Annotated in this window: 30 protein-coding genes; 28 read left to right on the top strand and 2 right to left on the bottom strand. The window is 63.2% G+C overall.

Annotated features, from left to right (window positions below):
• Positions 1 to 88: 88 nt before the first annotated feature.
• From NTH_RS11535 to NTH_RS11500, 8 genes are all read left to right on the top strand, one after another.
• The gene (locus NTH_RS11535) at positions 89 to 1282 is read left to right on the top strand and encodes a DUF932 domain-containing protein (RefSeq protein WP_338530147.1); all 1194 of its coding nucleotides are present in this window, start codon (positions 89 to 91) and stop codon (positions 1280 to 1282) included.
• 128 nt (positions 1283 to 1410) lie between these two features.
• Positions 1411 to 3468, top strand: coding sequence for a ParB/RepB/Spo0J family partition protein (locus tag NTH_RS11530; RefSeq protein ID WP_338530146.1), 2058 nt, complete (start codon positions 1411 to 1413; stop codon positions 3466 to 3468).
• A 94-nt stretch (positions 3469 to 3562) separates the two neighbouring features.
• Complete coding sequence (locus tag NTH_RS11525; RefSeq protein WP_338530145.1) at positions 3563 to 4603, top strand: DUF7146 domain-containing protein; 1041 nt, start codon at positions 3563 to 3565, stop codon at positions 4601 to 4603.
• Between the two features lie 350 nt (positions 4604 to 4953).
• On the top strand, positions 4954 to 5892 hold the full coding sequence (locus NTH_RS11520) for a DUF2493 domain-containing protein (RefSeq protein ID WP_338530144.1): 939 nt from the start codon (positions 4954 to 4956) through the stop codon (positions 5890 to 5892).
• A gap of 118 nt (positions 5893 to 6010) precedes the next feature.
• Positions 6011 to 6478 (top strand): hypothetical protein, encoded by a 468-nt coding sequence (locus NTH_RS11515; protein WP_338530143.1) that lies wholly within the window; start codon positions 6011 to 6013, stop codon positions 6476 to 6478.
• A gap of 113 nt (positions 6479 to 6591) precedes the next feature.
• On the top strand, positions 6592 to 6930 hold the full coding sequence (locus tag NTH_RS11510) for an ArsR/SmtB family transcription factor (RefSeq protein WP_338530142.1): 339 nt from the start codon (positions 6592 to 6594) through the stop codon (positions 6928 to 6930).
• Positions 6927 to 7367, top strand: a complete 441-nt coding sequence (locus NTH_RS11505) for an SRPBCC family protein (RefSeq protein WP_338530141.1) — start codon at positions 6927 to 6929, stop codon at positions 7365 to 7367. Before NTH_RS11510 ends, NTH_RS11505 begins: the two co-directional genes overlap by 4 nt.
• A complete protein-coding gene (locus NTH_RS11500; protein ID WP_338530140.1) occupies positions 7364 to 7987 on the top strand; it encodes a glutathione S-transferase family protein in 624 nt (207 codons plus the stop codon). Before NTH_RS11505 ends, NTH_RS11500 begins: the two co-directional genes overlap by 4 nt.
• Positions 7988 to 8175: 188 nt before the next feature.
• On the opposite strand, the gene NTH_RS11495 is transcribed toward NTH_RS11500, so the two are convergent.
• Positions 8176 to 9156 carry a LysR family transcriptional regulator gene (locus NTH_RS11495; RefSeq protein ID WP_338530139.1) on the bottom strand — a complete coding sequence of 327 codons (981 nt, stop codon included), beginning with the start codon at positions 9154 to 9156 and terminating at the stop codon, positions 8176 to 8178.
• Between NTH_RS11495 and NTH_RS11490 the strand changes: the two genes are divergently transcribed.
• Positions 9143 to 9451, top strand: coding sequence for a YciI family protein (locus NTH_RS11490; protein ID WP_338530138.1), 309 nt, complete (start codon positions 9143 to 9145; stop codon positions 9449 to 9451). The genes NTH_RS11495 and NTH_RS11490 overlap by 14 nt on opposite strands.
• Positions 9452 to 10053: 602 nt before the next feature.
• Positions 10054 to 10386 (top strand): DUF736 domain-containing protein, encoded by a 333-nt coding sequence (locus NTH_RS11485; RefSeq protein WP_209170262.1) that lies wholly within the window; start codon positions 10054 to 10056, stop codon positions 10384 to 10386.
• A 50-nt stretch (positions 10387 to 10436) separates the two neighbouring features.
• Here the strand turns inward: NTH_RS11485 and NTH_RS11480 are convergent, their stop codons facing one another.
• On the bottom strand, positions 10437 to 10655 hold the full coding sequence (locus NTH_RS11480; protein ID WP_338531885.1) for a helix-turn-helix transcriptional regulator: 219 nt from the start codon (positions 10653 to 10655) through the stop codon (positions 10437 to 10439).
• Positions 10656 to 10828: 173 nt separating this feature from the next.
• Between NTH_RS11480 and NTH_RS11475 the strand changes: the two genes are divergently transcribed.
• The 18 genes from NTH_RS11475 to trbJ all read left to right on the top strand — a co-directional run bounded on the left by NTH_RS11475 (position 10829) and on the right by trbJ (position 26371).
• Positions 10829 to 11104 (top strand): DNA -binding domain-containing protein, encoded by a 276-nt coding sequence (locus tag NTH_RS11475; RefSeq protein ID WP_338530137.1) that lies wholly within the window; start codon positions 10829 to 10831, stop codon positions 11102 to 11104.
• Between the two features lie 48 nt (positions 11105 to 11152).
• The gene (locus NTH_RS23125) at positions 11153 to 11611 is read left to right on the top strand and encodes a transcriptional regulator domain-containing protein (protein ID WP_422392387.1); all 459 of its coding nucleotides are present in this window, start codon (positions 11153 to 11155) and stop codon (positions 11609 to 11611) included.
• Positions 11499 to 11948 (top strand): DUF2285 domain-containing protein, encoded by a 450-nt coding sequence (locus NTH_RS11470; protein WP_338530136.1) that lies wholly within the window; start codon positions 11499 to 11501, stop codon positions 11946 to 11948. Before NTH_RS23125 ends, NTH_RS11470 begins: the two co-directional genes overlap by 113 nt.
• A 58-nt stretch (positions 11949 to 12006) precedes the next feature.
• Complete coding sequence (locus tag NTH_RS11465) at positions 12007 to 12870, top strand: hypothetical protein (protein ID WP_338530135.1); 864 nt, start codon at positions 12007 to 12009, stop codon at positions 12868 to 12870.
• A 157-nt stretch (positions 12871 to 13027) separates the two neighbouring features.
• A complete protein-coding gene (locus NTH_RS11460) occupies positions 13028 to 13312 on the top strand; it encodes a helix-turn-helix transcriptional regulator (protein WP_275567795.1) in 285 nt (94 codons plus the stop codon).
• The gene (locus tag NTH_RS11455) at positions 13309 to 13815 is read left to right on the top strand and encodes a DUF2840 domain-containing protein (RefSeq protein ID WP_338530134.1); all 507 of its coding nucleotides are present in this window, start codon (positions 13309 to 13311) and stop codon (positions 13813 to 13815) included. The genes NTH_RS11460 and NTH_RS11455 overlap by 4 nt, the downstream gene beginning before the upstream one ends.
• Positions 13812 to 14390: a S26 family signal peptidase gene (locus tag NTH_RS11450; protein WP_338530133.1), complete on the top strand. Its 579-nt coding sequence runs from the start codon at positions 13812 to 13814 to the stop codon at positions 14388 to 14390. Before NTH_RS11455 ends, NTH_RS11450 begins: the two co-directional genes overlap by 4 nt.
• Before the next feature lie 13 nt (positions 14391 to 14403).
• Complete coding sequence (locus NTH_RS11445) at positions 14404 to 14751, top strand: DUF736 domain-containing protein (RefSeq protein WP_338530132.1); 348 nt, start codon at positions 14404 to 14406, stop codon at positions 14749 to 14751.
• On the top strand, positions 14738 to 15457 hold the full coding sequence (locus tag NTH_RS11440; protein ID WP_338530131.1) for a lytic transglycosylase domain-containing protein: 720 nt from the start codon (positions 14738 to 14740) through the stop codon (positions 15455 to 15457). The genes NTH_RS11445 and NTH_RS11440 overlap by 14 nt, the downstream gene beginning before the upstream one ends.
• A gap of 247 nt (positions 15458 to 15704) precedes the next feature.
• On the top strand, positions 15705 to 17462 hold the full coding sequence (locus NTH_RS11435) for a relaxase/mobilization nuclease domain-containing protein (protein WP_338530130.1): 1758 nt from the start codon (positions 15705 to 15707) through the stop codon (positions 17460 to 17462).
• A 23-nt stretch (positions 17463 to 17485) separates the two neighbouring features.
• Complete coding sequence (locus NTH_RS11430; RefSeq protein WP_338530129.1) at positions 17486 to 19495, top strand: conjugal transfer protein TraG; 2010 nt, start codon at positions 17486 to 17488, stop codon at positions 19493 to 19495.
• 8 nt (positions 19496 to 19503) lie between these two features.
• Positions 19504 to 19926, top strand: coding sequence for a CopG family transcriptional regulator (locus NTH_RS11425; RefSeq protein ID WP_338530128.1), 423 nt, complete (start codon positions 19504 to 19506; stop codon positions 19924 to 19926).
• Positions 19927 to 20080: 154 nt separating this feature from the next.
• Positions 20081 to 21391 (top strand): hypothetical protein, encoded by a 1311-nt coding sequence (locus tag NTH_RS11420; RefSeq protein ID WP_338530127.1) that lies wholly within the window; start codon positions 20081 to 20083, stop codon positions 21389 to 21391.
• Positions 21392 to 21596: 205 nt separating this feature from the next.
• Positions 21597 to 22580, top strand: a complete 984-nt coding sequence (trbB, locus tag NTH_RS11415) for a P-type conjugative transfer ATPase TrbB (protein WP_338530126.1) — start codon at positions 21597 to 21599, stop codon at positions 22578 to 22580.
• Positions 22577 to 22906 (top strand): TrbC/VirB2 family protein, encoded by a 330-nt coding sequence (locus NTH_RS11410; RefSeq protein ID WP_338530125.1) that lies wholly within the window; start codon positions 22577 to 22579, stop codon positions 22904 to 22906. The genes trbB and NTH_RS11410 overlap by 4 nt, the downstream gene beginning before the upstream one ends.
• Positions 22906 to 23175, top strand: coding sequence for a VirB3 family type IV secretion system protein (locus tag NTH_RS11405; RefSeq protein ID WP_338530124.1), 270 nt, complete (start codon positions 22906 to 22908; stop codon positions 23173 to 23175). The genes NTH_RS11410 and NTH_RS11405 overlap by 1 nt, the downstream gene beginning before the upstream one ends.
• 3 nt (positions 23176 to 23178) lie before the next feature.
• Positions 23179 to 25638, top strand: a complete 2460-nt coding sequence (trbE, locus tag NTH_RS11400) for a conjugal transfer protein TrbE (RefSeq protein ID WP_338530123.1) — start codon at positions 23179 to 23181, stop codon at positions 25636 to 25638.
• Positions 25631 to 26371 carry a P-type conjugative transfer protein TrbJ gene (trbJ, locus tag NTH_RS11395; RefSeq protein ID WP_338530122.1) on the top strand — a complete coding sequence of 247 codons (741 nt, stop codon included), beginning with the start codon at positions 25631 to 25633 and terminating at the stop codon, positions 26369 to 26371. Before trbE ends, trbJ begins: the two co-directional genes overlap by 8 nt.
• Positions 26372 to 26376: the final 5 nt, after the last annotated feature.

Raw genomic sequence — 26376 nt, 5'->3', positions numbered from 1 at the left:
CAGAGAGTAAGAGTTCGGCGGCTTTCGCCGTGACGGGTTTGGAGGTCGAGAGAGAGGCTCTCGGCCGGCCCGTCGCGGAGATTGACCCATGACCAACCTTACCCTGGACGGCCGGCGCGACGCGAACGGCGGCTACACAGTCGATGTATCTCGCGGAGAGCGGATTGGCCGCGTCTCCTCGGAGTGGTTTTCGCGGCCCGATGACGAGCGCTACCTGTCCTTGTCGGAGCTCTTCGCGGCGGTGAAGGGCCGCGCCGAGCGCAGCCGCACGCGCACGGTCGAAAGCGCCGCGATCCGCGTCGAGGCGCATCGCGACGACCCGGAAAACCTGGCGCTCATCCTGCCCGAAGCCGACGCGCCAGCCGCGCCGACCCATTGGAGCTTCGGCCAGCTGGCCAGCCTGGTCAGCGCCCCGGCAGCCTATCTGCGCCAGCTCCCGGCGCCGCTCGCGGGCATCAATCTGCAATACGGGCTCACCTCGCACCGCGCCGAGCAGATCAAGACGCTGGAAACCGAGGATGGGCGTACCGAGCTGCGCGCCGTCACCGGCCCGGACTATGGCCGCATCTACGACCACGAACTCGTCGCCGCCGTGCAGAAGATCGCGGGGAACGGGACCGGCGATACGCGCTGGAAAGTGCCCGGCATGCTCGACTGGTCGAGCGGCGTCTACAACCCGATGGTCGACGTCACCAAGGACACGACGACGCTCTACGCCTCCGATCGCGACGTCTTCCTCTTCCTGGTCGACGATATGAATCCGATCGAGGCAGGCAAACTGCCGGACGGATCGCCGGATCTCTATTTCCGGGGCTTTTATTGCTGGAACTCGGAAGTCGGCGCCAAGGCGCTCGGCATCGCCAGTTTCTATCTCCGCGCCGTCTGCCAGAACCGCAATCTCTGGGGCGTCGAAGACTTCCAGGAGATTAGCATCCGGCATTCCAAATACGCCGCCAACCGCTTCGCGCACGAGGCGGCGCCGGCGCTGACCCGCTTCGCCGACTCCTCGCCACGCCCCTTCGTCGAAGGTATCCGTGCGGCGCGCGAGCGGATCGTCGCCCGCAGTGACGACGACCGCACCGACTTCCTCCGCAAGCGGGGCTTCTCCAAGGCGGAGACGGCCAGGATCGTCGAGACGATCCTTGTCGAGGAAGGCCGCCCGCCAGAGTCCGTGTTCGACTTCGTGCAGGGCATCACTGCCGTGGCCCGGTCGAAGCCTCAGCAGGACGCCCGGCTCGATATGGAGGGCAAGGCGAAGAAACTCCTGGAGCGCGCGGCGTAGTCTGAAATCGGCGCTCTGTCTGTCTTCGGTCCGTCGCTTCCTCGAGAGGAAGAGGCGGGCCGTTTTTTTCGTGACGGGTTCGGAGGTCGAGAGAGAGGCTCCCGGCTGGCCCGTCGCGGAGAACTGACATGACAAAGTCTCAGAAAATACGCTTGAGCGCCTCGCGTGACATCCCCTTCAACAAGCTGGTGCTGAGCCAGTCCAATGTCCGGCGCGTCAAGGCCGGCGTCTCGATCGAGGAGTTGGCCGAGGATATCGCCCGGCGCACGCTCCTGTCCTCGATCACCGTCCGGCCGGTGCTGGACGATGACGGCGCGGAAACCGGCATGTTCGAGATCCCGGCCGGCGGACGCCGCTACCGGGCGCTCGAATTGCTGGTCAAGCAGAAGCGGCTCAATCGCACCGCGCCCGTGCCCTGCATCGTGCGCACCGACGGCCTCGCCGAAGAGGACAGCCTGGCCGAAAATGTTCAGCGTGCGCCGCTTCATCCGCTCGACCAGTTCCGCGCCTTCCAGGCGATGCGGGAGAAGGGCAAGAGCGAGGAAGAGATCGCGGCGGCCTTCTTCGTCTCCGCGAATGTCGTCAAGCAACGGCTGAAGCTCGCCGCCGTCTCGCCGTCGCTCCTCGACGCATATGCGGAAGAGGAAATGACGCTCGACCAGCTCGTGGCCTTCACGGTCAATCCCGATCATGAGCGCCAGGAACAGGTCTGGGAATCGGTCAAGCGGACCTACGCGAGGCAGCCCTTTGAGATCCGCCGCATGCTGACCGAAGGCGCCGTGCGGGCCTCCGACCGCCGGGCGCAGTTCGTCGGGCTCGACGCCTATGAAGCCGCCGGCGGCGTCATCCTGCGCGATCTCTTCCAGTCCGACGATGGCGGTTGGCTGCAGGACGCAGGGCTGCTTGCGAAGCTCGTCGTTGAAAAGCTCGAAACAGAGACGCAAGCGATCCGTGCCGAAGGCTGGAAATGGATCGAGATCGGCGCCGACTTCCCTTACGGCCACACCTACGGTCTGCGCCGGATTATCGGCGAGCCCGAGCCGATGAGCGACGAGGAGACGGCCAGCTTAGAAGCGCTCAAGGCTGAATACGATCAGCTCGAAGACGAGTACGCCAGCGCCGAGGAGTTCCCGGAAGAGATCGACATCCGGCTCGGCGAGATCGAAACGGCGATGGAAGCCTTGCAGGAGCGACCCGTCCGCTTCGAGCCCGACGAAATCGCCATGGCTGGCGTCTTTGTCAGCATCGGCCATGACGGTCGCTTGCGTGTGGAGCGCGGCTATGTCCGCCCCGAGGACGAACCCCCGGTCGAGACCGATGGGCAGGATGAGGTCGATGGGATTAACGCCTCCGCCGATGAAGAGGTCGATCATGCCACGACTACGGATTCCAGCGCAGAGACCGAAGAGGAAGACGATGGCCTGAAGCCGCTCTCCGACCGCCTCGTCATGGAGCTGACGGCGCATCGCACGCTTGCCCTGCGCGACGCGCTGGCCAACGATCCGCAGACGGCGTTCCTCGCCGCCCTGCACGCGATGACGCTGCGGCTGTTCTATCACTATCCGCTGGATAGCTGCGTCGAGATCACGCCGCACAGCTCAAGTCTGGGTGCTCAGGCGTCGGGCCTCGCCGACACGGCCTATGCGCTCAACATCGACGCTCGCACCGATAGGTGGCTCGCTGCGCTTCCCAAAGCGCCTGAGGATCTGTGGGATGCGCTGGTTGGTTTCGACAGCGACAGCCGTGAGGCGCTGTTCGCGCATTGCGTCGCCATGACCGTCAATGCCGTCCATGAACCCTACAACCGCCGGCCGCGGGCGCTCGCCCACGCGGACGTGCTGGCGGCAAAGCTCGGGCTCGACATGGCGGCGGCCGGCTGGACGCCGACGGGCGAGAGCTATCTCGCGCGCGTCACCAAGGCCCGCATTCTGGAGGCCGTGCGCGAAGCCAAGGGCGATGAAGCCGCCGACCGCATCGCGGGTCTCAAGAAGCCGGACATGGTCGCGGCGGCCGAAGAGCTCCTCAGCGGGAGTGGTTGGCTGCCCGAAGTGCTGCGCATGCCGGGCCTTCCCGAGGGCGAAGTGCAATCGGCGGCTGGCGGCGGCGAAACGGCCATGGGCGATTCCGCCGTCATCGCCGACGATGAACCTGTCACCGGCAACGCCTTCGCCACTGCGGCCGAGTGACCGGGAGCCATTCCCCCGTGGCTCCCGCAGCCGCCCCTGGAGCCCGCCCATCGTGGCGGGCTCCTTCTTTTTTGCTGTCAATATGGAGGCGTGGATGACCGATACAGCATCCGACATCACGCGACGGCTCGCGCGCGAGGCGGAGGCCGTTTGCCGCCATTATCTCTCCAACGGCCGCAGGCAAGGCCGCTACTGGATCGTCGGCGACGCCCGGAACACGCCGGGGCGCAGTCTCTATGTGCGCCTGACAGGACCAACTCATGGTCCGGGCGCTGCCGGGAAATGGACCGACGCCGCCACGGGCGAACATGGCGATCTGCTCGACCTCATAGCTTCCGCGCGGCAACTACACACCTTCGGCGAGACACTCGATGAGGCACGGCGCTTCCTGAGTCTGCCACGCCTCGAACCGCCACGACGTCAGCGCCAATCCGCGCCTGCCGGATCACCGGAGGCGGCGCGTCGTCTCTTCGCCATGGGGCGGCCGGTCGCTGGAACGCTCGCCGAACGCTATCTGCATCGACGCCGTCTCATCGGTCTTGGCGATGCGCCAGCGCTTCGGTTTCATCCGCATTGCTACTATTGGCGCGAAGATCAGCCGAAAGAGGCGCCGCCAGAGACTTGGCCTGCATTGCTTGCAAAGGTCACGGACGGACACGGCAACCTCACTGGCGTCCATCGCACGTGGCTCGATCCGGCGACAGCCCGCAAGGCGCCGCTCAATCCGCCGCGCAAGGCCATGGGAAATCTGCTCGGCCATGGCGTGCGGATCGGGGCCGCGACCGACATTCTTGCTGCCGGCGAAGGGCTGGAAAGCACGCTGTCACTGCGCATGGGGTTACCCGACCTGCCGATCATCGCCGCGTTATCGGCCAACCATCTCGCCGCGCTGATCCTGCCGGCAGGGCTTCGGCGTCTCTATATCGCGGCCGACGCCGACGAAGCAGGCGCCATGGCGGCTGACAAACTGACGGAACGCGCAGATGCCGTCGGCATCGAGACGATCCGGCTTGCTCCCCTTGGCGACGACTTCAACGAAGACCTCCGCAAGCTCGGGCGGGATAAACTCCAGGTGCATCTCAGTCAGCAACTGGCCACGGCCGATCTATCGCGGCTGCTTTCCTGCGATCCCTGAGCAGTTGAGCAGGCCTGTCGCCATTCTCGCCTGCATCGTCGTCTCCTTGTCCGAAAGCCACGCCTTCGGCCTTCCGAGAGGAGCAAGACGGAGCGGAGCCCGGCCGGGCCAGCAACGGCTGCGGCGGCGCTCTTTTCCGCCGCCGGGCCCACCCCACGCGTTTCGCGTGGGGACACAAACCATATCTGCGCCCGGCTTTGCAGCGCGAAACAAAAGAGCGCCGCCTCCGCCGTCCTCCGCCTTTGGCTCCGGCCGCCGGGATCGGCGGTGCAGTCCCGGCCGGCCCCCGCTTTTCCGTCGCTCGGGAAGGCCGCGAGAGGCGCGGCCCATGCCGAACAGGAGACGATCCCATGACAGCCGAGACCACCGAACCAATGGCCAGTTCCGCAACCGCCGTCGCGCTCGAAGAATTGCAGCTCTACGGCTACCGGCCTTTCGCCGACGAGCCCGATCCGAGACCCTTGCCCGAAACCGATGCCCTCCAGGCTGCGATGGCCGACATCTTCGACGCACTCGCCGCAACGCTGAGCGATACGCGTCTAGAACCGGACCTCGAAGACCTGCTCTGGTCCGTAACGAATTTGTTCCATCGCACAGCCGCCCGCGTCGACCGCGAACTCGACGACAACGAACAGGCCCAGAAACGCTCGCAGCGCGAACAGGACGGATCGGAAGTGCGCTCCGTCGAGCTCGAAGCCCTGACGGCGCAGGGCGTCACGCTGATCGAGCGGCGCAATGCCTACGAACTCATGCGCGACATCGCCGCCGACCACTTCGAGACCCTTATCGGCCAGCCCTGGCGTCCGCACTCGGGATCACGGATCAGTCGCCGCACGCTGACAGCCGCCATGATCGACAGCCGCGACTATCTGACAGCGAAGCGGCGCGCCGAGATCGAGCCTCTCCTGCCAACTGGCCCACGCGTGGCTTTCTCCGGCGGGATCGACGTCACCGACCATCACGCCATCTGGGCGGCGCTCGACCGGGTGAAGACCAAGCACGCCGACATGGTGCTCCTGCATGGCGGATCGCCCAAAGGCGCCGAAAAGATCGCTGCTTGCTGGGCCGACGCCCGAAAATGCCAGCAGATCGTCTTCAAGCCGGATTGGAAACGCCACGGGAAGGCCGCGCCGTTCAAGCGCAACGACGCACTCCTGGAGGCGATGCCCATCGGGCTCATCCTCTTTCCGGGGTCCGGAATCACCGACAACCTGGCCGATAAAGCCAAAAAGCTCGGTGTGCCGCTCTTCGATTTCCGGTCTCCGAAACGCACCATACAGCCAGCGTGATGCATCGGATGCATCACCCGATGCGCGCGCCGGTAATTTCCGGCGCGCTGCTTTGCGTTATGCTTCGAATGGCGCCTTGGCGGCTGGCAGAGGCGCTCTGTCCACAAGGAGACCGCCCATGTTCCTGTCGGCGTTTTTGAGCATCATCGGGCTCGGTTTTCTGTGCTGGCTGCTGTTCAACTTGGCCATCTACGCGCTTCCATGCTTCGTCGCCATCACGGTTGGCTACTACGCGTTCGAAAACGGCGTGGGAACGCTCGGCGCGATTGCTCTCGCCCTGTTCGCCGGCGCCACGGCTTTCATTCTGGGGCAAGTGGCCTTCGCTGCGGTCAGGTCGCCAGTCATCCGTCTCCTGCTCGGTGCACTTTATGCCTTGCCAGCGGGTGTCGCTGGCTTCCAAGCGGTCAAGGGGCTTTCCGAAACAGGTGGCGGGGGTGAACCTTGGACGCTTGTCTTCGCCAGCGTCGGCGCCGCCGTTGTTGGCATTGCCGCTTGGATGCGCGTCACATCGCTCGCTGGTGCAGATGCACGCCAAGCGCCCCGAAAAGCCGCCGTTCGAAGTTGTTACAGCGACTTAGGACGCTGAGCCACGCCCACCGTGCTGCCGCACCGCGGGCCATTGTCCGCTCGGGTGGCCGTAGGCTGCAGCAACAAAAGAAACCGATTGACAAGTCGCGGCCGCTCTGAAAACTTTACTATATGGCAAAGTATCACGAGACACCGATCGACCGCACCTTTTTTGCGCTCGCGGACCCGACGCGGCGACAGGTTCTCGAGCGGCTGAAGTCGGAACCCGAACTCTCCATAAGCGCGCTGGCAGAGCCCCTGCCGATCAAGATGCCCGGGCTGATGAAACATCTCGCCGTTCTGTCGGATGCGGGATTGATCTCAAGAACGAAAACCGGCCGCGTCGTAACCGTCCGTCTGGCGGCGGAACCGCTGAGTGAGGCGGCGGACTGGCTGCATCATTTCGAAGCCTTGTGGACCGTCAGCCTCGACCGTCTGGCCGCCCTCGTGGAGGAGGACAGCGAGGAATGAACGGCCGGCTCCCGGACATAACCATAGTGCGCCGCCTCAAGGCACCACCGGAGAAGGTCTACGCGGCGATGACGCAGGTCGATAAGGTCCTGCAATGGTGGGGGCCGGATGCCGGACCGGCCGTCCGCGCCGAACTCGATCTTCGCCCCGGCGGCCGCTACTCCATCGTCTTTCGCCTGACGGATGGCTCGGAACACAACCCGACGGGTGTCTATCGGGAGGTCGTGCCGAACGAAAAGCTCGTCTTCACCTGGGAATGGCCCGGCCGGCCCGACTGGGAGTCGCTGGTCACCATTCGCCTGCGGCCCATCGACATCGGCACCGAGTTGACCCTGACGCACGAGAAGCTGCCGAACGACGAAGCGATCGAGAGCCACCGTGCCGGCTGGACCGGCTGGGCGGGCGAACTGGAAACCTATCTTGAGGACGGAAAATGAGCGACCTGACGATCTGGACCTATGACTGGGTGCCCGAAATGCCCCGCGGTTTCGTGCGCGACCTGCGGCTGAGATGGGCATGCGAGGAGGCAGGCCTTCCCTATCAGGTGAAGAGCACACCATTCAAAGACAAAGGCACAGAGCATTTTGAACATCAGCCCTTCGGCCAGGCGCCCTGGCTCACCGACGGCGACATCTCGATCTTCGAAAGCGGAGCGGGCTTGCTGCACCTCGCCAGAAAGAGCGAAAAACTGATGCCGCGCGATCCAGTGGGGGGAGCCGAAGCGCTGCAATGGACGATCGCCGCACTCAACTCGGTCGAAATGGTCTCAGTCCCCTGGTGGTTTCTGGAAATGTCCGGCGCCGAGGACAACGGCCTGACAGGCTGGCTGGAAAGCCGCCTCGATCATGTGGAGCGCGTCCTCAACGAGCGGGACTGGCTGGCGGCCGGGCGCTTCACGGTCGCGGACCTGATCATGGCCGATGTGCTGCGCGTCGAAAAGGTTCGTGCCTTCGGCGATCGTCCGGCGACGGAAGCCTATGTGGCGCGGATGACGGAACGGCCGGCGTTCCGGAAAGCCCATGCCGACCAGATGGCGCATTTCGCGGCGGCCGATTGAACCGGCCGACATTCGAACAGCGTAGGCTACTCTAGCGGCATTGGCCGCTAGCTAAGCGGTCATTTCACGACAGCACACCTAAGCGCTTTGCAACAGACGACATTCGTGCATGGAGCGGCGATCGGCAGCTCCGAGCCCATATTGTTGGATGCTGCATTATGGTTGAATGGCCCCTCAGATTGGTTGTCCTAGATCCAGGGGAGACTCGCCAGCCATTCCTTAGCCGCGATGATCGATGATCTTGAGGTCTGGTCGACATGAGCGAGAAGCCAGACTTCCCGGGCAGGGGGTGCTGCATCGCGAGTCAGCGAGAGGGATCGCAAACGGGGGTCCGTCTCAGCAATTGCTTGCGGGAGAAGTGATTTCCCTGCGCCGTTGGCAACGGCTTCCAGTGCCGTTTCAGCATCCGCCACCTTGAGGCATGCGCGTGCTTCGGGGGAACTGTTAGCGGCGACTTCAAGCCAACGTGCTTGCGGCAATTCGGAATGCGTTTCGTCGTAGGTAATCCAGCCGAGTGTCGCAAGTTGATCCGGTGTAACCGAGCTTGCCGAATAGGGTCCGAACTTCATCTCGCCCAGCTTCTGCGCTTTGATCCGCAGCCCTCCGCCCGCGGGACGTGCAAACCGTACCGCGAGGTCTGCTTCGCGCTTTGAAAGGTCCAGATTACCCGACGCCGGCACCAGTTCGACCGTCAGGTGCGGATGTTTACGCGTCAGGGACCCGAGATTGGGAACGAGCACCCGGTTCACGATGATTGGAACCGAACTGATGCGCACAGATCCCAGGACCTGCTGTGCGACCTCGTCGGACTTCTCCCTAATCGCAAGGCTTTCCAACTCAATCGCTTCGGCATGCGACATGATTTGAAGGGCGGCATCCGTCGGTTCATACCGACCATTGGCGCTTTGCAGGAACAGCGACGCCCCCAAGTCCTGCTCCAGCTTCTTAATCCGACGGGCCACCGTTGTTTCACTCGTGCCAACAGCGCGCCCGGCGTCCTTGAGTTTTCCCGTGCGGTAAAGTGCCAGGAGATACCTGATATCGTTCCAGTCATGGCTCTGCATAATTGCAGTGTAGAATGGCAAACTCGATGACTCAATCGTCAGTTCTGTTGTGCAAAAATTCTTATTCACGTCAAAGCAAGGAGACTGGAGAATGAAATTCATCATTCTATTTGAAGATGCCCCCGAAGCCGATCCGGACATCCGGAAGAGCCACATGGTCCGACATCTCGATTTCCTCGAGAAGAACGCAGACAAAATCAAGGCGGCAGGACCGCTGTCGGACACAGCCGGACTGGGGCGAGACGGCTTGTGGATTGTCGAGGCCGACGCTGCGGAAGATGTGGATCGGCTTGTTCAAGAAGATCCGTTTTGGCCGACCGGGCTTCGCAAATCCTACGCAATCATCGAGTGGACACAAGTCTATGCTGATGGTTCGCGGTTGATCCGATCATCTGTTTGAATCGCGCTACGCGAACGGCAAGTCGACGGTCAGCGGGCATTGACCGATCCGTCGGACGGTGACCACTCTGTCCCGCTTTGCCGTCGATGTCGACAACAGGGACCATGTCGGCTTCTCCAATGCGAGCAGCCCAATGCCGTCTCTGTGGCATGCGGTAGCCGTTTTCACGCTCTGGATAGGTGAGCTTCGATCGCCCTTCTTCGCCATTGCCTGGACAGTGATCGTTCACCTTCTCCGATTGACGCCATCTTTCCCTATAATATCGCGCCGGTGCTTCATCACCCGACATATGCCCTGTCAGTCCTTGGTCGCCAATGGCCGCGGCCAGTACTCTCCTACACCTCGGCACCCACACACGTCACGACCTCTCATGGACTGATCTGGCCGGAATCGGCTGACGCCTCGACCGCCTTGGCCGCAACGGCGGGGCCGGAGTTTCTTCCCTTGGGCTGCGCCCATTCCTCGCGCGTCAAGAAACTCCGGCCCCGCCGTCCTCCGCATCCGCTCCGGGTCCATGGACTGCGTCGGCGGTCGCCCCGGCCTTGTCGATCGCCATCGAGGCCGCGACGGGCGCGGGCTCGAAAGCCAAAAGGAGAACTGACATGGCCACCATCGGAACCTTCAAGAAGACCGGCAACGAGTTCGTCGGCGAGATCGTCACCCTGAACGTTCAGGCGAAGAATGTCCGCATCGTCCCCGAAGAGGACCGCACGAACGACAAAGCTCCCTCTCACCGCGTCGTCGTCGGGAGCGCCGAGATCGGCGCCGCCTGGTCCAAGCGCTCGAACGAGGGCCGCGACTATCTGAGCCTCAAGCTCGATGATCCGAGCTTCTCCGCGCCGATCTACGCCAACCTCTTCGACGATACCGTCATCGAGGGTAGCGAAAGCTTCAGCCTCATCTGGTCGCGATCCCGCCGTCAGAACGGCGACTGACGCCTCCGGCGCTCCGCCCGAAAACCCGGGCGGGGCGTCTTTCATGGCTTTCAACCCTTCCGCTGATCGTCCAGAAGCGCCGCCGGTTTAACGTCGAGCGCTTCGGCCACATGCCAGAGCGTGATGATGGTGACGTTCTGCTGGCCGCGCTCCATGGCGCTTATGTGCGCGCGATCAACGCCCATCCTGTCTGCCAACGCGGCTTGGCTGAGACCGGCTTTCTCTCGAAAAAACTGAAGGTTCGCGCCGAAAACTGTTCGAATATCCATCCGCAATGAAAATGCGGATCGCGTATTTTGATGCGACGTATTATAATACGCGGCCCCGAGGATCACTCGGCCACGTGGCTGCGGTCAGTACCGTAACTTTCAACCGACCGGCGCTTGCGTGCGCTATGGTTTCCGGTTCATTAATTGGGTTGCTTGATCTGCGAGGAAGCCGAATGACCGCCACCCAGCTAGAGATCGCCGATGCACCACCGGACAAACGGGCCGTAACGGCTTACGATCAGGATCATCTCAAGCTTTACATGCGGCTTCTCGACGCCGAAGAGGCTGGCGCCACGCTAGAAGAGGTGTCAGCGGTGCTGCTCGGTATCGACGCCAAGGCGGAGCCTGAACGTGCTCGCCGTGTCCACGAGAGTCACCTGTCCCGCGCGCGTTGGATGACTGAGCACGGGTATCGCAACCTTCTCAAAAGTGGCTTTCCCGTCCGCTAAGCGGTGAGTGATGCATAAGATGCATCGCATGATGCATGCAGCCAAGCTATGCAATCACAGATTTGCAGCGAAACATCCCAAGCAACTGGCGTCGTTATTTTTTCGGCGCCCTATTGGGAGAAGTTCGCCATGGCGGCCGATTGGCGCGACGATAACCAATACGCTCATTTCGACGAACTCGGCATCTCGGGCCTCGCCTGGGAATGCCTTCGGCGGAACACGCACTATCGCAAAGACTACGACATGATGCAGGAGGGCGGCGGCGCTCCAGCCGATTGGGGGTTGCGATTTCCCGGTAGACCCAGAGCTCAACGCGCTTGGCGCTCCCGTCTTCTGGCTGCCTTTCGCCGCACCCGCCGTGGTTCACCTGATAGCGTCTCTGCCCGACATCGGCGTGACCGCCGCCATTCCTACCGACAGCATCACAGAGCGCAGAACGGGCGCCGACGGACTGTCATGGATGCGACTGGAGAACGGTGTGAATCTTGTCGGCAATCAGGCCGATGATCAGCCCGTAGGCGTCCTACTTCCTCTCGATGAGGCTTGGCCCGTTCGGCTTGCTGCTGCTGACAGGCTGTATCGGCAGCTTATCGAGCGCAACGCAGACCCGCCGATTACGCCACATCGGCGCGAGCGACTGAAACGCGCCTTGCGCACGATCGACGGGCGACAGAGCGGCGCCAGCTATCGTGCGATTGCCACGGCCTTCTTCGGCGCCGATCGCGTAGCCGTCGAACCGTGGAAGACCAGTTCGCTCAAGGCGCAGGTTGCGCGGTTGGCCGCTTACGGGCGGATGATGATCGCTCGCGGCTATCGCCAACTTCTTCAGGGCAAATATCGCTGAGGCTGCCGATATTTCACAGTGAGTGTGCGCTCCGGGAGGTTTCCGGTATGTTCATCGGATGACGCAGCCTTCGCAAAACCTTGATTCCAGCCTTCCCAGGATTATCGGACGCACGCGTCGGCTGCCGTCTCAGCAACGAACCGTCTTCGACGAGATATTTCACAGCGGCGGCGGTTACGTCCTCGACTTCTCCGACCGAACCATGGCCGAGTGGTTCGAAGAGAATTTCGACATCCAGATCTTCCAGGAGCGCTTTCAGGTCGAAGGCGCAAGCAAGGGCAAGACACTCAGAGGCTTCGTCGAGGTCGCGGAACCGCGCCTCGTCGCTCAGGTTCTTCGCGTCTTATGGGCGTATCGCTGCAGTCTCGATGGCTACGTGGATACGTACGCCGCGAAAGAAGAGCGCCTGAAAGCATGGCTTGAGCAGTTCACGAGTGAGCTTGAAAATGCATCTACGCTGAACCTCGACGACGCGTTCACGGACTTCTCGCGCGACACAACGCTTCCCAAACTGCGTGCGTCCATCGCCGCCGATCTTGTCGCAGAAAAACCGGATGTCGCACTGGATCGTGTGCATACCTATTGCGTCAAACGTTTCCGCGATCTGCTCGCATCGCGCAACCAGGCCGTCGATGCAAAGACCCCACTCGACGCCATATTCGGTGCATATGGCAAGGCATTACGTGATGAAGGCGCGGTGAGCGAATTCGCCCTGCCGACACTCCGCGTTCAGCACAAGCTCTTCAACAGCCTGAACCAGGCCCGCAACAAGCGCTCCTTCGCGCACGACAATGAGCTTCTCGAGGTTTCCGAAGCACAGTTCATCATCGACTGCGTCCTCGCCTCGCTTGCATTCATCGAACGCATAGAAGCCTCGCGGCAGAAACCCGCCGCCGATTTGGATGACGAAATCCCGTTCTGATCGAGCCCGCCGCAGTTTCATTTTTTGCCGTCGTTTAGGGGGTGACGTTTTCGCTGTACGCTGATCGTCATCCCTCCAGGGGGTCATCTCCCGCTTTTCTCGTCTCCGACAGTCCCGCGCATCCTGCAGCGGGACGACCTAACCGGAGACGCGACCCATGCCAGACCCCAATGCCGGACTTCCCCCACGCTATCTGCGAACGCCCGAGGCGGCCCGTTTTCTCGGCCTGTCGGGCAGAACCCTCGAAAAGCACCGCACCTATGGCACGGGGCCGCGCTATTCGAAGATCGGCGGGCGTGTGGTCTATGCGATCGAGGATCTGCAGGCCTGGGTCAGCCGCGGTGAGAAGCATTCGACCTCGGATGACACGGGCCAAGAGGTTCTGCCCGCCAAGCGGCATGCCGCGATCTCGCCCGCCTATGTGCGGAAGGCCCGCTCATGAGCGGCGACGCCACTGTCGAACTCGTCTGGATCGAGAAGCGGATCGAGCACTGGATTCGCTTCGGCCGCATCGCGCGGACAACGATTCAGAGCCGCAGTCGCAGCACCGCCGCATTCGATCCCGGCGCTGTCTTTGCCTTCGTCCGATGGCAGGCAAATGACTTCGGCACGGCGATAAGCCGGATCGACATTCTGCGTGCGCCCCGATCGGGCGAGCCCTACGCGACCGTTCCGTATGTGACACCCGGCGGCGACAGTTTGCTGCGCCTGTCCGGCTGGCCCAAGGTCGAACGGGTTCTCCAGATCGGCGATGAAATCGAAGCGCTCGGCATCGACCCGGCGGACGCCGCGCCGGACTACTGGCGCCACGTTCACAACAGACTGTCTGCGGGCTTGGAGCCGCGCTCCTACACAGCCGCTCAACATCGCGCCTGGCTGCTGCGCCAGACCTGTCCGCCCGATCCACAGACACAGCGCACCGCGACGGCGGGGAGCATATCATGACCCGGCTCGGTTACGTCATGTGGACCTGTTTCTCGGCGCTCGCGATCGGCGGACTGGCCTTCGTCCATGTCAGTCCGAAGCTGATCTGGAACGCCTCCGCGAGCGCGCCGATCGGACTCTACGCCGTCGCATCGGACGACGATCTTTCTGTCGGCGATCTGGTCGTTGTCGATCCTCCGAAATCGCTTGCGCGCTACCTCGACGAGCGCGGCTACCTGCCCGACGGCGTACCGCTCCTCAAGCACATCGTTGCGCTTCCCGGACAGCGCATTTGTCGTGACGGCGCCGTCGTCACGGTCGACGACATTACCATGGCGCAGGCGCAACCAAGCGACCGCTTCGGCCGCGCACTGCCCGTTTGGCAAGGATGCCATATCGTCGCCGAGACGGAACTATTCCTCCTGAATCCGAGCCATCCCGACAGTCTCGACGGTCGCTATTTCGGCGCGCTCCCGGCGGACGCCGTGATCGGACGCGCCGTTCCGATCCTCACCGATGAAGACGGCGACGGTCGGTATGTCTGGCGCGTCGATCGCGACGCCGGCGCTCTTCCAAATTCTTCCGATCGCAAATGAAAGGAACCCTCCCATGGCTCAGATCGGCCAATTCAACCGCACGGAAACTGGCTTCGTCGGACACCTTCACACGCTCATTCTCTACCGCGAACTCACCCTCGTCCCGGCAGCGCCGTCGGACAGCGAGAACGCTCCCGACTATCGCATCCATCATGGCGGTGATGATGGACCGGAGATCGGTGCCGGCTGGAAACGCACCGGCGAGAAGGCCGGCGAATACATCTCTCTGCAGATCGATGATCCGACCTTCGCTTTTCCGATCCGCGCCAATCTCTTCAAGACGGACGTCGAGGACGGACATTGGGCGCTGCATTGGAATCGCCCCGCAAAGCGCCCCGAGAAGCGCGATGACCGCAGCTAAGCCGTCTCGACACCGCGCGTTGGTGGCGCGAATAGTCCTCTGCGGCCTGCTCGCGGGGGCCATCATTTCCGATGCCACGCGTGCAGAAACTGCCTCCTCTAGGACGACACAAAGCAGCAATCCCTATGCGGCCTATATCGCCGAAGCTGCGCAGCGGTTCGGCATCCCGGCGCACTGGGTCGCGGCCGTCATGCGCGTGGAAAGCGCCGGGGATGCGCGCGCCGTCAGCGCGAAAGGCGCTATGGGGCTGATGCAGATCATGCCCGGCACCTGGAATGAGCTGCGCGCGCGATACGGGTTGGGGCGCAATCCGTTCGATCCGCGCGACAATATTTTCGCCGGCGCCGCTTACCTGCGTGAACTGCACGATCGCTTCGGTTCACCAGGCTTTCTCGCCGCTTACAATGCGGGACCGACACGCTATGCCGAGCACCTGGCGACGGGCCGCCCGCTGCCCCGCGAGACCCGCGCCTACGTGGCGGCGCTCGAACCGCTTATTGGTCTTCCGGATGCAGCAGAACCGCAACAACAGAACGCTGTCGTGGTCGTGGATTGGCGCGCGGCGCCGCTCTTCGCCACGCATGCCGACCGACAAAACTCTGCCGATGCAATGCGCCCGAGCAGCGGTGTAGACGTTTATTTTCTGCACACATCAGACGCCCCGAGCAGCCTCTTCCCATCGAATGGAAGCGGGGATCAGCGATGATCCCGCGGAGCGCATTCCAGCGCGGTCCGTCGCGCTTCAGCGTGTCTCCGGCACGGAAGGCGGGGACGGACGGCGCAACAACGACGGGAGGGCGAGATAAAAGGCGCGGCACTGAGGCGCTCTATGTCGTTGTTGTTGCTGTCTATTTCGCCCGCCGCGGTCATGAACACAGTGCCACCCAACCACCCAAATCCTTGCTTTCACGTGAGTTTCCCCGTGCCGCGCGCTTTCAGGCGAGGACTTTGTCATGAGCGACCGCGACAATGATCTGCGTATCCGGCCGGGGCGCATCCGCAATAAGGGGACGAGCTCTCGCAAGGCCCAAAGCTTCGTCGGCCAGGTCATGGGCGCCGCCCGCAAGGCCGGGCACACCGGATACAAGCTGGGCGGTTCGAAGGCACGCGGGCGGGGCTCGCAATTCGGACGCGGCCGGTTCGCCGGTGCGACGCGCGAGCTGTCCCGCACGCAGCGCCGCGTCGTCGTCAAGGCGCGCGTCGTCCGCCATCGCGGTGCACGCTTTCGCTCCGCGCCGCTCGGCAAGCATATCGCCTATCTCAAGCGCGAGGGCGTGACGCGCGACGGCCGTGAGGCCGGTATGTTCAGTGCCGACGCGGACGGCATTGATGATCGTGCCTTCGCCGGGCGATGCGAAGACGATCGGCATCATTTCCGATTCATCGTCTCGCCCGAAGACGCCGACCACCTCGAGGATATCCGCGCCTTCACGCGCGACCTGATGAAACAGGCCGAACGCGATCTCGGCACCAAGCTCGACTGGATCGGGGCCGATCATTGGAACACCGACAATCCGCATGTGCACGTGCTGGTGCGCGGCCGTGCCGAGAACGGAAAAGACCTTGTCATCGCTCGCGACTATATCAGCCGGGGTCTTCGCGGCCGCGCCGAGACGTTGGTCGAACTGGAGCTCGGGCCGCGCAACGAACGCGAAATTGCCGCGGGACTTCAGGCCGAGGTCACGGCCGAGCGCTGGACGGGCCTCGACCGCGCGCTCCAGGGCCTCGCCGATGACGGCGCCGGCCTCGCCGATCTGCGGCCCGGCGCACCGGAGCCGCGCGATCCGGAATTGCGCAAATTGCTGATCGGCCGCGCGCAGACGCTGGAACGGCTCAGTCTCGCCGACAGGCTCGCGCCGGCAGTCTGGTCACTGAAGCCCGGCGCAGAACAGACGCTGCGCGATCTTGCCGAGCGTGGCGACATCATCAAGACCATGCACCGCGCCATGGGGGGTGGCCGCGAACGGGCGCAGGCGGATTTCGCGATCGAGGCTGCGCCGGACACTCCCGTGCTCGGCCGGCTGGTCGAACGCGGCCTTCATGATGAGTTGAGTGGCGAAGCCTATGCCGTGATCGACGCTGTCGACGGCCGGGTCCATCATCTGCGGTTCCACGATCTCGACGCTACCGGCGACACGCCCGAAGGCGGCATTGTCGAAACGCGGGTCTGGCGTTCAGGCGACAGCGGCCGCCAGCGCATGGCCATGGTCGGCCGCTCCGATCTCAACCTCGAAACCCAGATCGGCGCCGACGGCGCGACCTGGCTCGACCGCCTGCAACTGGCCAGGGATCGCGCGCCGCTCAGCATGGGCGGGTTCGGCGCCGAGGTCCGCGAGGCGCTGAACCGGCGTGGCGATCATCTCGTCGATGAGGGGCTAGCGACCAGGAACGGCCGGCGCATCACCTTCGCCCGCGACCTTCTGAAGACGCTGAGCGAGCGAGAACTCGACACGGTGGCGGCGGCTATCGAGGCCGAGACCGGCTTGCCTCGCCGCAAGCTCGTCGAGGGTGATCACATCTCCGGCACCTATCGCCGACGGCTCGATCTCGCCTCGGGCCGCTTCGCCATGGTCGACGATGGCCTCGGTTTCGAACTCGTCCCGTGGAAACCGCAGCTCGAACGTCACCTCAGCCAGATCGTGACGGGAACGATGACGCCCGGCGGCGGGATCGACTGGAGCCTCGGCCGCAAGCGCGGGCTCAGCCTCTGAGCGCTGCACCGGAAGGAAAAGACATGCCGATCAAGACCCAACCGACACAAGCTTCCAGAATCCTCTGGGGCCAGATCATCATCGTCACGCTGGTCGTCGTCAATTTCATCTGGGCGGCAACGCAATGGACCGCATGGCGGCTCGGCTTCCAGCCGCAACTGGGCGCGCCGATGACGGACATCCTCGGCTGGCCTGTCTATCCGCCCTGGAGCTTCTTCGTCTGGTGGTATTTCTACGACGCCTATGCACCGCGCGTGTTCGTCGAAGGCGCCATCATCGCCGGCAGCGGCGGGATCGCCGCGATCGCTGTGGCCATTTTCCTCTCCATCCTGCGCGCCCGCGAGGCGCGCGACGTGACCACCTATGGCTCGGCCCGCTGGGCGGAACGCAGGGATGTCGAGGCCTCCGGGCTGCTCGCTCCGGACGGTGTGGTGCTCGGCCGTTTCGAGAACCGCTATCTCCGGCACGACGGTCCCGAGCATGTACTGTGTTTCGCGCCGACCCGCTCTGGCAAGGGCGTAGGGCTTGTCGTGCCGAGCCTGCTGACCTGGCCGGGCTCGGCCATCGTCCATGACATCAAGGGCGAGAACTGGGATCTCACGGCCGGCTGGCGATCGCGCTTTTCCCGCACCCTCCTGTTCGATCCGACCGACGCGAAGAGCGCGGCCTACAATCCGCTGCTCGAAGTCCGGCGCGGCGACAGCGAGGTGCGTGACGTTCAGAACATCGCTGATATTCTAGTCGACCCCGAAGGCCTGCTCGAACGCCGGAATCATTGGGAGAAGACAAGCCATTCGCTGCTTGTCGGCGCGATCCTCCATGTTCTCTATGCCGAAGTCGACAAGACGCTCGCCGGCGTCGCTGCCCTGCTCTCCGATCCAGGACGGCCGGTCGAGGCGACGCTTACGGCCATGATGCGCACGCCCCATCTCGGCGACCGGCCGCACCCGGTCGTGGCGCAAGCCGCCCGCGAACTGCTCAACAAGGCCGAGAACGAACACTCGGGCGTGCTGTCGACCGCGATGAGTTTCCTCAGTCTCTATCGTGACCCGGTCGTCGCCAAGGTCACCAGCCGCTGTGATTGGCGGATCGAGGATCTAGTTTCCGGGGCCCGGCCGACAACGCTCTATCTCGTCGTGCCGCCCTCCGATATCAGCCGCACCAAGCCGCTGGTCCGGCTCGTGCTCAATCAGATCGGGCGCAGACTGACCGAAGAGCTGAACACCGATCGCAGGCGTCACCGCCTGTTGCTGATGCTCGACGAGTTTCCAGCGCTCGGGCGGCTCGATTTCTTCGAGAGCCAGCTCGCCTTCATGGCGGGCTATGGGCTCAAGGCCTTCCTCATCGCCCAGTCCCTTAATCAGATCGAGAAAGCCTATGGCCAGAACAACGCCATCCTCGACAACTGCCATGTGCGGGTGAGTTTCGCGACCAATGACGAGCGCACCGCCAAGAGGGTTTCCGACGCCCTCGGCACGGCGACGGAGATGCGGGCGATGAAGAACTATGCCGGACACAGATTGTCGCCCTGGCTCGGCCATCTGATGGTTTCGCGGCAGGAGACAGCGCGCGCGCTGATGACCCCCGGCGAGATCATGCAATTGCCGCCGGACGATGAGATCGTCCTCGTCTCCGGCGCACCGCCGATCCGGGGGAAGAAGGCACGTTACTATGCCGACCCGCAATTCAAGTCACGCATCGTCGAACCGCCGCACCTGGTTGCCGATCACGCCGCGCCCGATAAACCTGGAACGGATGATTGGAGCGGACGAGCTATTATCGCTGCACCCAAGGCCGGGAAGAAGGCCTTCCGCTACGGGAATGAGGACAGTGACGGCGGCATCCGTCGCGAACCGGAACTGCCCGAGCATGAAGACATCGCACCGGAACGAACGGCGCCGGCACGGGAAGAATTCGCAGGCCTCCACGATGAGCCGGATGATGATGCGCAGCGTGCCCGGCAGATGCAGGGACGCTTCAAAAGCGTCGCGCGCCAAGCCTCGCTCGATCCCGATGACGGCATCGAACTCTGAGGTCCGCCATGAAGAAGGACCGGCTCAATGTGTATTTCGACTCATCGCTGACAGCGGAGCTGGAAGCGTTGGCAGCACGACGAAAGGTCTCCAAATCGCAGGTCGTCGAAGCCGCGCTCGCGTCCTATCTCTCGCCGGACGCCGCCGATCAGCGCGAGGCCGCCATCACCCGGCGTCTCGATCGCCTGACCCGCGCTGTCGAACGCCTGGAGCGCAATCAGACTATCACCAGCGAAGCGTTGGCGCTCTTCGTCCGGTTCTGGCTGACAACGACTCCGCCGCTGCCCGACACAAACCGCGAGGCGGCGCAAGCCAAAGGGCGGGAGCGCTATGAGGGTTTTGTGGAGACGTTAGGACGCCGGCTCGCGAAGGGGAACACATTGGCGAAGGAGGTTTCGGAGGATATTGATAGCGCTCACGCAAGACAATGACACCTTCACTTCGGAAGATGACCCCAGTAGCCGCCATATGAGCGATGTCCATCAGAGGTAGTCTGTGTAGTATAGGATGTTTGCGTGGATCAGGTCGGCGGGAGCGATCGCCGCCCAAGACCCGGCGCGAGCAAAGACCATCCAGAGGACCAGCATGGCATTTTCCGAAGACGATGTTCATGAGCATCTCTATGCTAAAGGCTTAGAGACCGTGATCGTCGACTGCCCAGAGCTCGACTTGCCCGAAGTTGACCGAATGTCGGACGCCGCGCAGCGCGCGGACGACTATGATTTCGAACTTTGGCGGATCATCAAGGCACGCGCAATTGCGAAGCTGGAACGTCTCCATAGGACAATCCGCTACGGGACCTTCGTTGGAACCAAAATCAAACTTCCTACCGACAATACCAAGCCGATGGAGCTTGATCTGCTCGGTACACACGAGGATGGCCTGTTCGTATTGGAACTAAAGGTGGAACGATCGGCAGAGCGAAACGCGTTCTCCGAGTTGTTCGCTTACAGCAATTACATCGCTGGTATTTTCGCCCTGACGGGGCACCAAGACATTACCAACGTCTTGGTCGCAAATCTCGACAACAAGATCACCAAACAGGCCTTCCTCTATGACCTCCTGATCAACGAGCGAGATATCATCGTCTATCGGCCAAGCTTTCCTGGCGGAAATGTGGAGAGCTTGCAGCTCGACGTCTATTTGCCAAGCGACGATGATTTTCGTCACTTTACAAACGAGCTGCTGTCGCACGATGCAATGGCTTGTGTGGTAATCTCCTTCGACGATCTTGATGGCTGGTTCGACAGCGAAGAGGAAGGAGGCAGCCTCAACGACTGGACTAGAAAGCACCTGTCGGCGCTCAGCGGCTACACCGCTCAACTGATGGAAGCCGAGCGGCTACATGGTTTCTGCTTTATCCGCAAACCTTGGCGAGAGATGCCCCGCTACTATCGCAACAGCCTATTTGTGTGCGCGCTCAACCCTTTTCGCATCGCCGAGCCAGAACGCACCGAAGCGATCCAATCGCAGTTGGCGGAAGGCGAGCGAGCTTCTTTTTTGGAAACACCTGAACTGGCCTTCGACGGGAGGTTGATCCGGCTGGCCCAGCGGGCGATCAAGGACTGCCTTACCAACGCTTATAGCGCGAATGTCGAGACCCCTTATTGGGGCGCGATCGTCACCGAGAGCCAGGAAGTGGTCTTCACCCATAATTTCGCGTTCCGGCCGACCGGAATCATGCGTGAAGCCTATGTCGACTACCTCAACGACCTTTACGCTCGCGAGGCCTCCGGCGAGGGGTATGGTGAGGATGTCTCTGTTCTTAAGATTAATGAGATCAACAATTGGATGCGCGCTTGGATGTTCATGGAGCACTGCGGCTTCAAGGCGGGCGAGGCACCCGACGATGATATGGAAAACGGCGACCATGGCTTCCGTTCGGCGTTGGAATAGCCCGCTGCACTTACCGACCAGCATATCCGTTGCGCTTGTGTGATGAACGACCCCAATATTCTCAATATTAAATGTTGATCCTACCCGGGCGCCTCCGCCTTCTCCTGTCTTTGCCCGCTCTGGCACTACTACGCCTTCACGGCTGTTGCCGCTGACCAAATAACGGTCTTCTTGATGAGCCCCGTAACCAATTGCGGGGCCGCGAATGACCGACCAACCTTTCAGAACCGAAGCGATCGAGCGCGGCTCTCGCATGCTTCGCACGGCGCTTGGGCTGCATGTCGCCACCTGGCTTGCGGACCCGGGCGTCGTCGAGGTGATGCTCAACCCCGATGGCCACCTGTGGGTCGACCGGCTGAGCGAAGGCCTCGCCGATACGGGCGAACAACTTTCGGCGGCGGATGGCGAGCGGATCGTTCGTTTGGTCGCGCACCATGTCGGCGCAGAAGTCCATACCGAAGCCCCGCGCGTCTCAGCGGAACTGCCTGGAACGGGAGAGCGGTTCGAAGGCCTGCTGCCGCCCGTGGTCGCCGCACCGGTCTTCGCGATCCGGAAGCCGGCGGTCGCGGTCTTCACGCTCGAAGACTATGTCAGCGCCGGGATCATGCCGAAACAAGCAGCGACGGAATTGCGCGAGGCCATCGCAACGCGCGCCAATATCCTTGTCGCTGGCGGCACCTCGACCGGCAAGACCACGCTCACCAACGCCCTGCTGGCTGAAGTCGCCAAATCCTCCGACCGCGTCGTTCTGATCGAGGACACGCGCGAACTCCAATGCCTGACGCCGAACCTCGTCGCGCTGCGGACGAAGGATGGTGTCGCGTCGCTTTCCGATCTCGTCCGCTCCTCGCTACGTCTGCGGCCTGATCGCATTCCGATCGGCGAGGTGCGCGGTGCCGAAGCGCTCGATCTTCTGAAAGCCTGGGGCACCGGCCATCCGGGCGGGATCGGCACCATCCACGCGGGCTCGGCGCTCGGCGCGCTGCGCCGTCTCGAACAGCTCATCCAGGAAGCCGTCGTCACCGTACCGCGCGCGATGATCGCCGAAACGATCAACCTGATCGCCGTCCTCTCGGGACGCGGCTCGGCGCGGCGGTTGTCCGAACTCGCTCGTATCGAACGCCTCGATACGAGCGGCGACTATCGGCTCCTGCCCCTTCTTCACCCCAAAACAGGAGACCATCCATGACGAGAACCACCATTCTCTATCCACGCTGGCCGCTCTTTGCGACGGCCCTCGCAGTCGGCGTTCTACTTGCTGCGCCCGCCCATGCAGCCGGGTCGGGCATGCCCTGGGAGGCGCCGCTCCAATCGATCCTGGAATCGATCGAAGGACCGGTCGCCAAGATCGTCGCCGTGATCATCATCATCATAACCGGTCTGACGCTCGCTTTCGGCGACTCCTCGGGTGGGTTCCGCCGGCTGGTGCAAATCGTCTTCGGCCTGTCGATCGCGTTCGCCGCGTCGAGTTTCTTCCTGTCCTTCTTCTCCTTCGGCGGCGGGGCGCTGATCTGATGGAGGGCGCGACCGAAATCCCTGGCTTTCATGCACCGGTTCACCGCGCGCTGGTCGAGCCGATCCTGCTCGGCGGAGCGCCGCGTGCGATCGCCATCGCCAACGGCACGCTCGCGGCCGCAGTCGGCCTTGGTCTCAGGCTCTGGGTGGTCGGGATCGCGCTCTGGCTCGTCGGCCATCTGCTCGCGGTCTGGGCTGCCAAGCATGACGCCCAGATCGTCGACGTTGCCCGGCGGCATCTTCGTTTTCCAACCTGGTTCGGAGTCTGAGCGATGATGCGCCTTGCCGAATATCGCTCCAAAGCCTCCTTGCTCGCCGACTTCCTGCCCTGGGCAGCGCTCATCGGGCCAAGCATCATCCTCAACAAGGACGGCAGCCTGCAGCGCACCGCGCGGTTTCGCGGACCGGACCTGGACTCCGCAACGCCTGCGGAGCTCGTCGCCGTCTCGGGACGGCTGAACAACGCCCTGCGCCGGCTTGGCTCCGGCTGGGCTGTCTTCGTCGAAGCGCAACGACTGCCCGCCCGGGACTATCCGCTCTCGCAATTTCCCGATCCTGTTTCGGCTCTGGTCGATGCTGAACGACGAGCGCAGTTCGAAGAGGCGTCGAGCCATTTCGAGAGCGCCTATTTCCTGACCTTCGTCTGGATGCCGCCAGCGGACGATGCCAGCCGCGCTGGACGCTGGCTCTATGAGGACGCCCCGGACAAGGGTCTGAAACCGCAAGAGCATATCACAAGCTTTACCGCGCGCACGGATCGTCTGCTCGATCTCCTCGATGGCTTCATGCCGGAGGCGGCCTGGCTCTCCGACGAGGAAACGCTGACCTATCTCCATTCGACGATTTCAACCCGGCGCCAGCGCGTTCGTGTCCCGGAAACGCCGATGCATCTCGACGCGCTCCTGGTCGACAGTGCGCTTGTCGGTGGATTGGCGCCGAAATTGGGTGATGACCACCTCCGTACGCTGACCATCATTGGGTTCCCGACCATCACATGGCCAGGCCTGCTCGACGAACTCAACGGCCAGGCCTTTGAATATCGCTGGGTGTCGCGCGCCGTCTGCCTCGACAAGACAGACGCGACCAGGCTCCTCACCCGCATTCGCCGACAGTGGTTCGCCAAGCGCAAATCCATCGCCGCGATCCTGAAGGAGGTGATGACCAACGAGGCCTCGACGCTGCTCGACTCGGACGCATCGAACAAGGCCGCCGACGCTGACGAAGCCCTGCAGGAGCTCGGCGCCGACATGGCGGGCGCCGCCTATGTCACGGCCACGCTGACGGTCTGGGACGAGGACGAAGCGGTCGCCGAGGCCAAGCTGAAAGCGGCCGAGAAGGTCATACAGGGTCGCGATTTCACCTGCATGCCGGAAACCGTCAACGCCATCGAGGCTTGGCTCGGTTCGCTGCCCGGCCACCTCTACGCCAATGTCCGCCAGCCGCCGGTCTCGACCCTCAATCTCGTCCACATGATCCCGATCTCGGCGGTGTGGGCGGGGCCGGCGCGCAATGATCATCTGGACGGCCCGCCGCTCTTCTTCGCCGAGACGGAAGGGTCGACCCCGTTTCGCTTTTCACCCCATGTCGGCGATGTCGGCCATACGCTGGTCGTCGGCCCCACCGGTTCGGGCAAGTCGGTGCTGCTGGCGCTGATGGCGCTGCAGTTCCGCCGCTATCCCGGCGCACAGGTGTTCGCCTTCGATTTCGGCGGCTCGATCCGTTGTGCAACCGTCGCCTGCGGCGGCGACTGGCTGGATCTCGCCGGGGCGCTGTCGGAGGATGAGGCGGCCGTCCAACTCCAGCCGCTCCGCAATATCGACGAGACGAGCGAGCGCACTTGGGCGCAGGATTGGCTGTCCGGCCTGATCGCGCGCGAAGGCGTCACTGTCGATCCGGTGGCGCGGGATCATCTCTGGTCGGCGCTGACCTCGCTCGCCTCGGCGCCGGTCGAGGAACGCACCCTGACGGGCCTCTCGGTTCTGTTGCAGTCGACCGAGCTCAAACAGGCGATGGCGCCATTCTGTCTCGGCGGCCCCTTCGGACGGTTGCTGGACGCCGAGACCGAGGAACTGGGAACCGCCGACTTTCAGGCGTTCGAGACCGAAGGGCTGATCGGCTCGGCCGCAACGCCTGCCGTGCTCGCCTATCTGTTCCATCGGATCGAGGAGCGCTTCGATGGACGCCCGAGCCTGATCATCGTCGACGAAGGCTGGCTTGCACTCGATGACGGCACCTTCGGCGGTCAGCTCCGCGAATGGCTGAAGACGCTGAGAAAGAAGAACGCCTCCGTCCTCTTCGCCACGCAGTCGCTCGCCGATATCGACAATTCGGCCATCGCGCCCGCCATTGTCGAAAGCTGCCCGACCAGGGCTTTTCTACCGAACGAGCGCGCATTCGAACCGCAAATTGCCGACATCTATCGGCGCTTCGGTCTCAACGAGCGCCAGATCGAGATCGTCGCGCGGGCCATGCCGAAGCGCGATTATTACTGCCAGTCCCGACGGGGCAATCGGCTCTTCTCGCTCGGTCTCGGCGAGGTCGCGCTCGCCTTCACCGCCGCATCGTCGAAGGCCGACCAGGCCGCCATCACCGACATCCTCGCCGAACACGGGCGGGACGGCTTCGCCGCCGCCTGGCTCACCCGATGCGGACTCGACTGGGCCGTCGAACTGCTCGGCCCGGTCCCCGATCCAGATCCTTCACCTCAAACCAAGGAGAATACAGATGCGTAAGAAACTCGCCGCCCTCATGATGATCGGCGCCATCGCCTTCGCGCCGGTGCAACCGGCCCATGCACTGTTCGGCTTCGGCGACATCGTGTTCGATCCGTCGAATTACGCCGAAAACGTGCTGACCGCCGCCCGGACGCTCGAACAGATCAACAACCAGATCAAGCAGCTCCAGAACGAAGCGCAGATGCTGATCAATCAGGCGCGCAATCTTGCGAGCCTGCCGCATTCCTCGCTCGCCCAGCTTCAGACCACGATCGCCCGCACCCAGGATCTCCTGAACGAGGCGCAGAGCATCGCCTATCAGGTCTCCGAGATCGAGACCGCTTTCAACGAGCAGTATGGCGACGCGGCCGCGAACGGCGATTTCGCCGACATGATCGCCAACGCTGAAGCGCGCTGGCGCACCTCTGTCGCCGGATACGAGGACGCCCTGAAGGTTCAGGCGGGCGTCGTCGACAATATCGAAGGAACGCGCGCCGAGCTCAGCAACCTTGTCTCCCAGAGCCAGGGCGCGACCGGCGCCCTGCAGGCGGCGCAGGCGGGTAATCAGCTTCTCGCGCTGCAAAGCCAGCAGATAACGGATTTGACTGCCGCCATCGCCGCGCAGAACCGCGCGCAGGCGTTGGATGCGGCTCGCCGAGCCTCCGCCGAGGCTCAGGCCCGCGAGAACCTTAATCGCTTCCTCGACTATGGAAGCGGTTACGCGCCGACCACCGTCACCATGTTCCGGTAGGGACC

This window comes from Nitratireductor thuwali (assembly GCF_036621415.1).
In the GTDB taxonomy this organism is placed as follows: domain Bacteria; phylum Pseudomonadota; class Alphaproteobacteria; order Rhizobiales; family Rhizobiaceae; genus Chelativorans; species Chelativorans thuwali.
The sequence above is the reverse complement of the archived record's forward strand: the minus strand, read 5'-3'. Positions and strand labels throughout refer to the sequence as shown.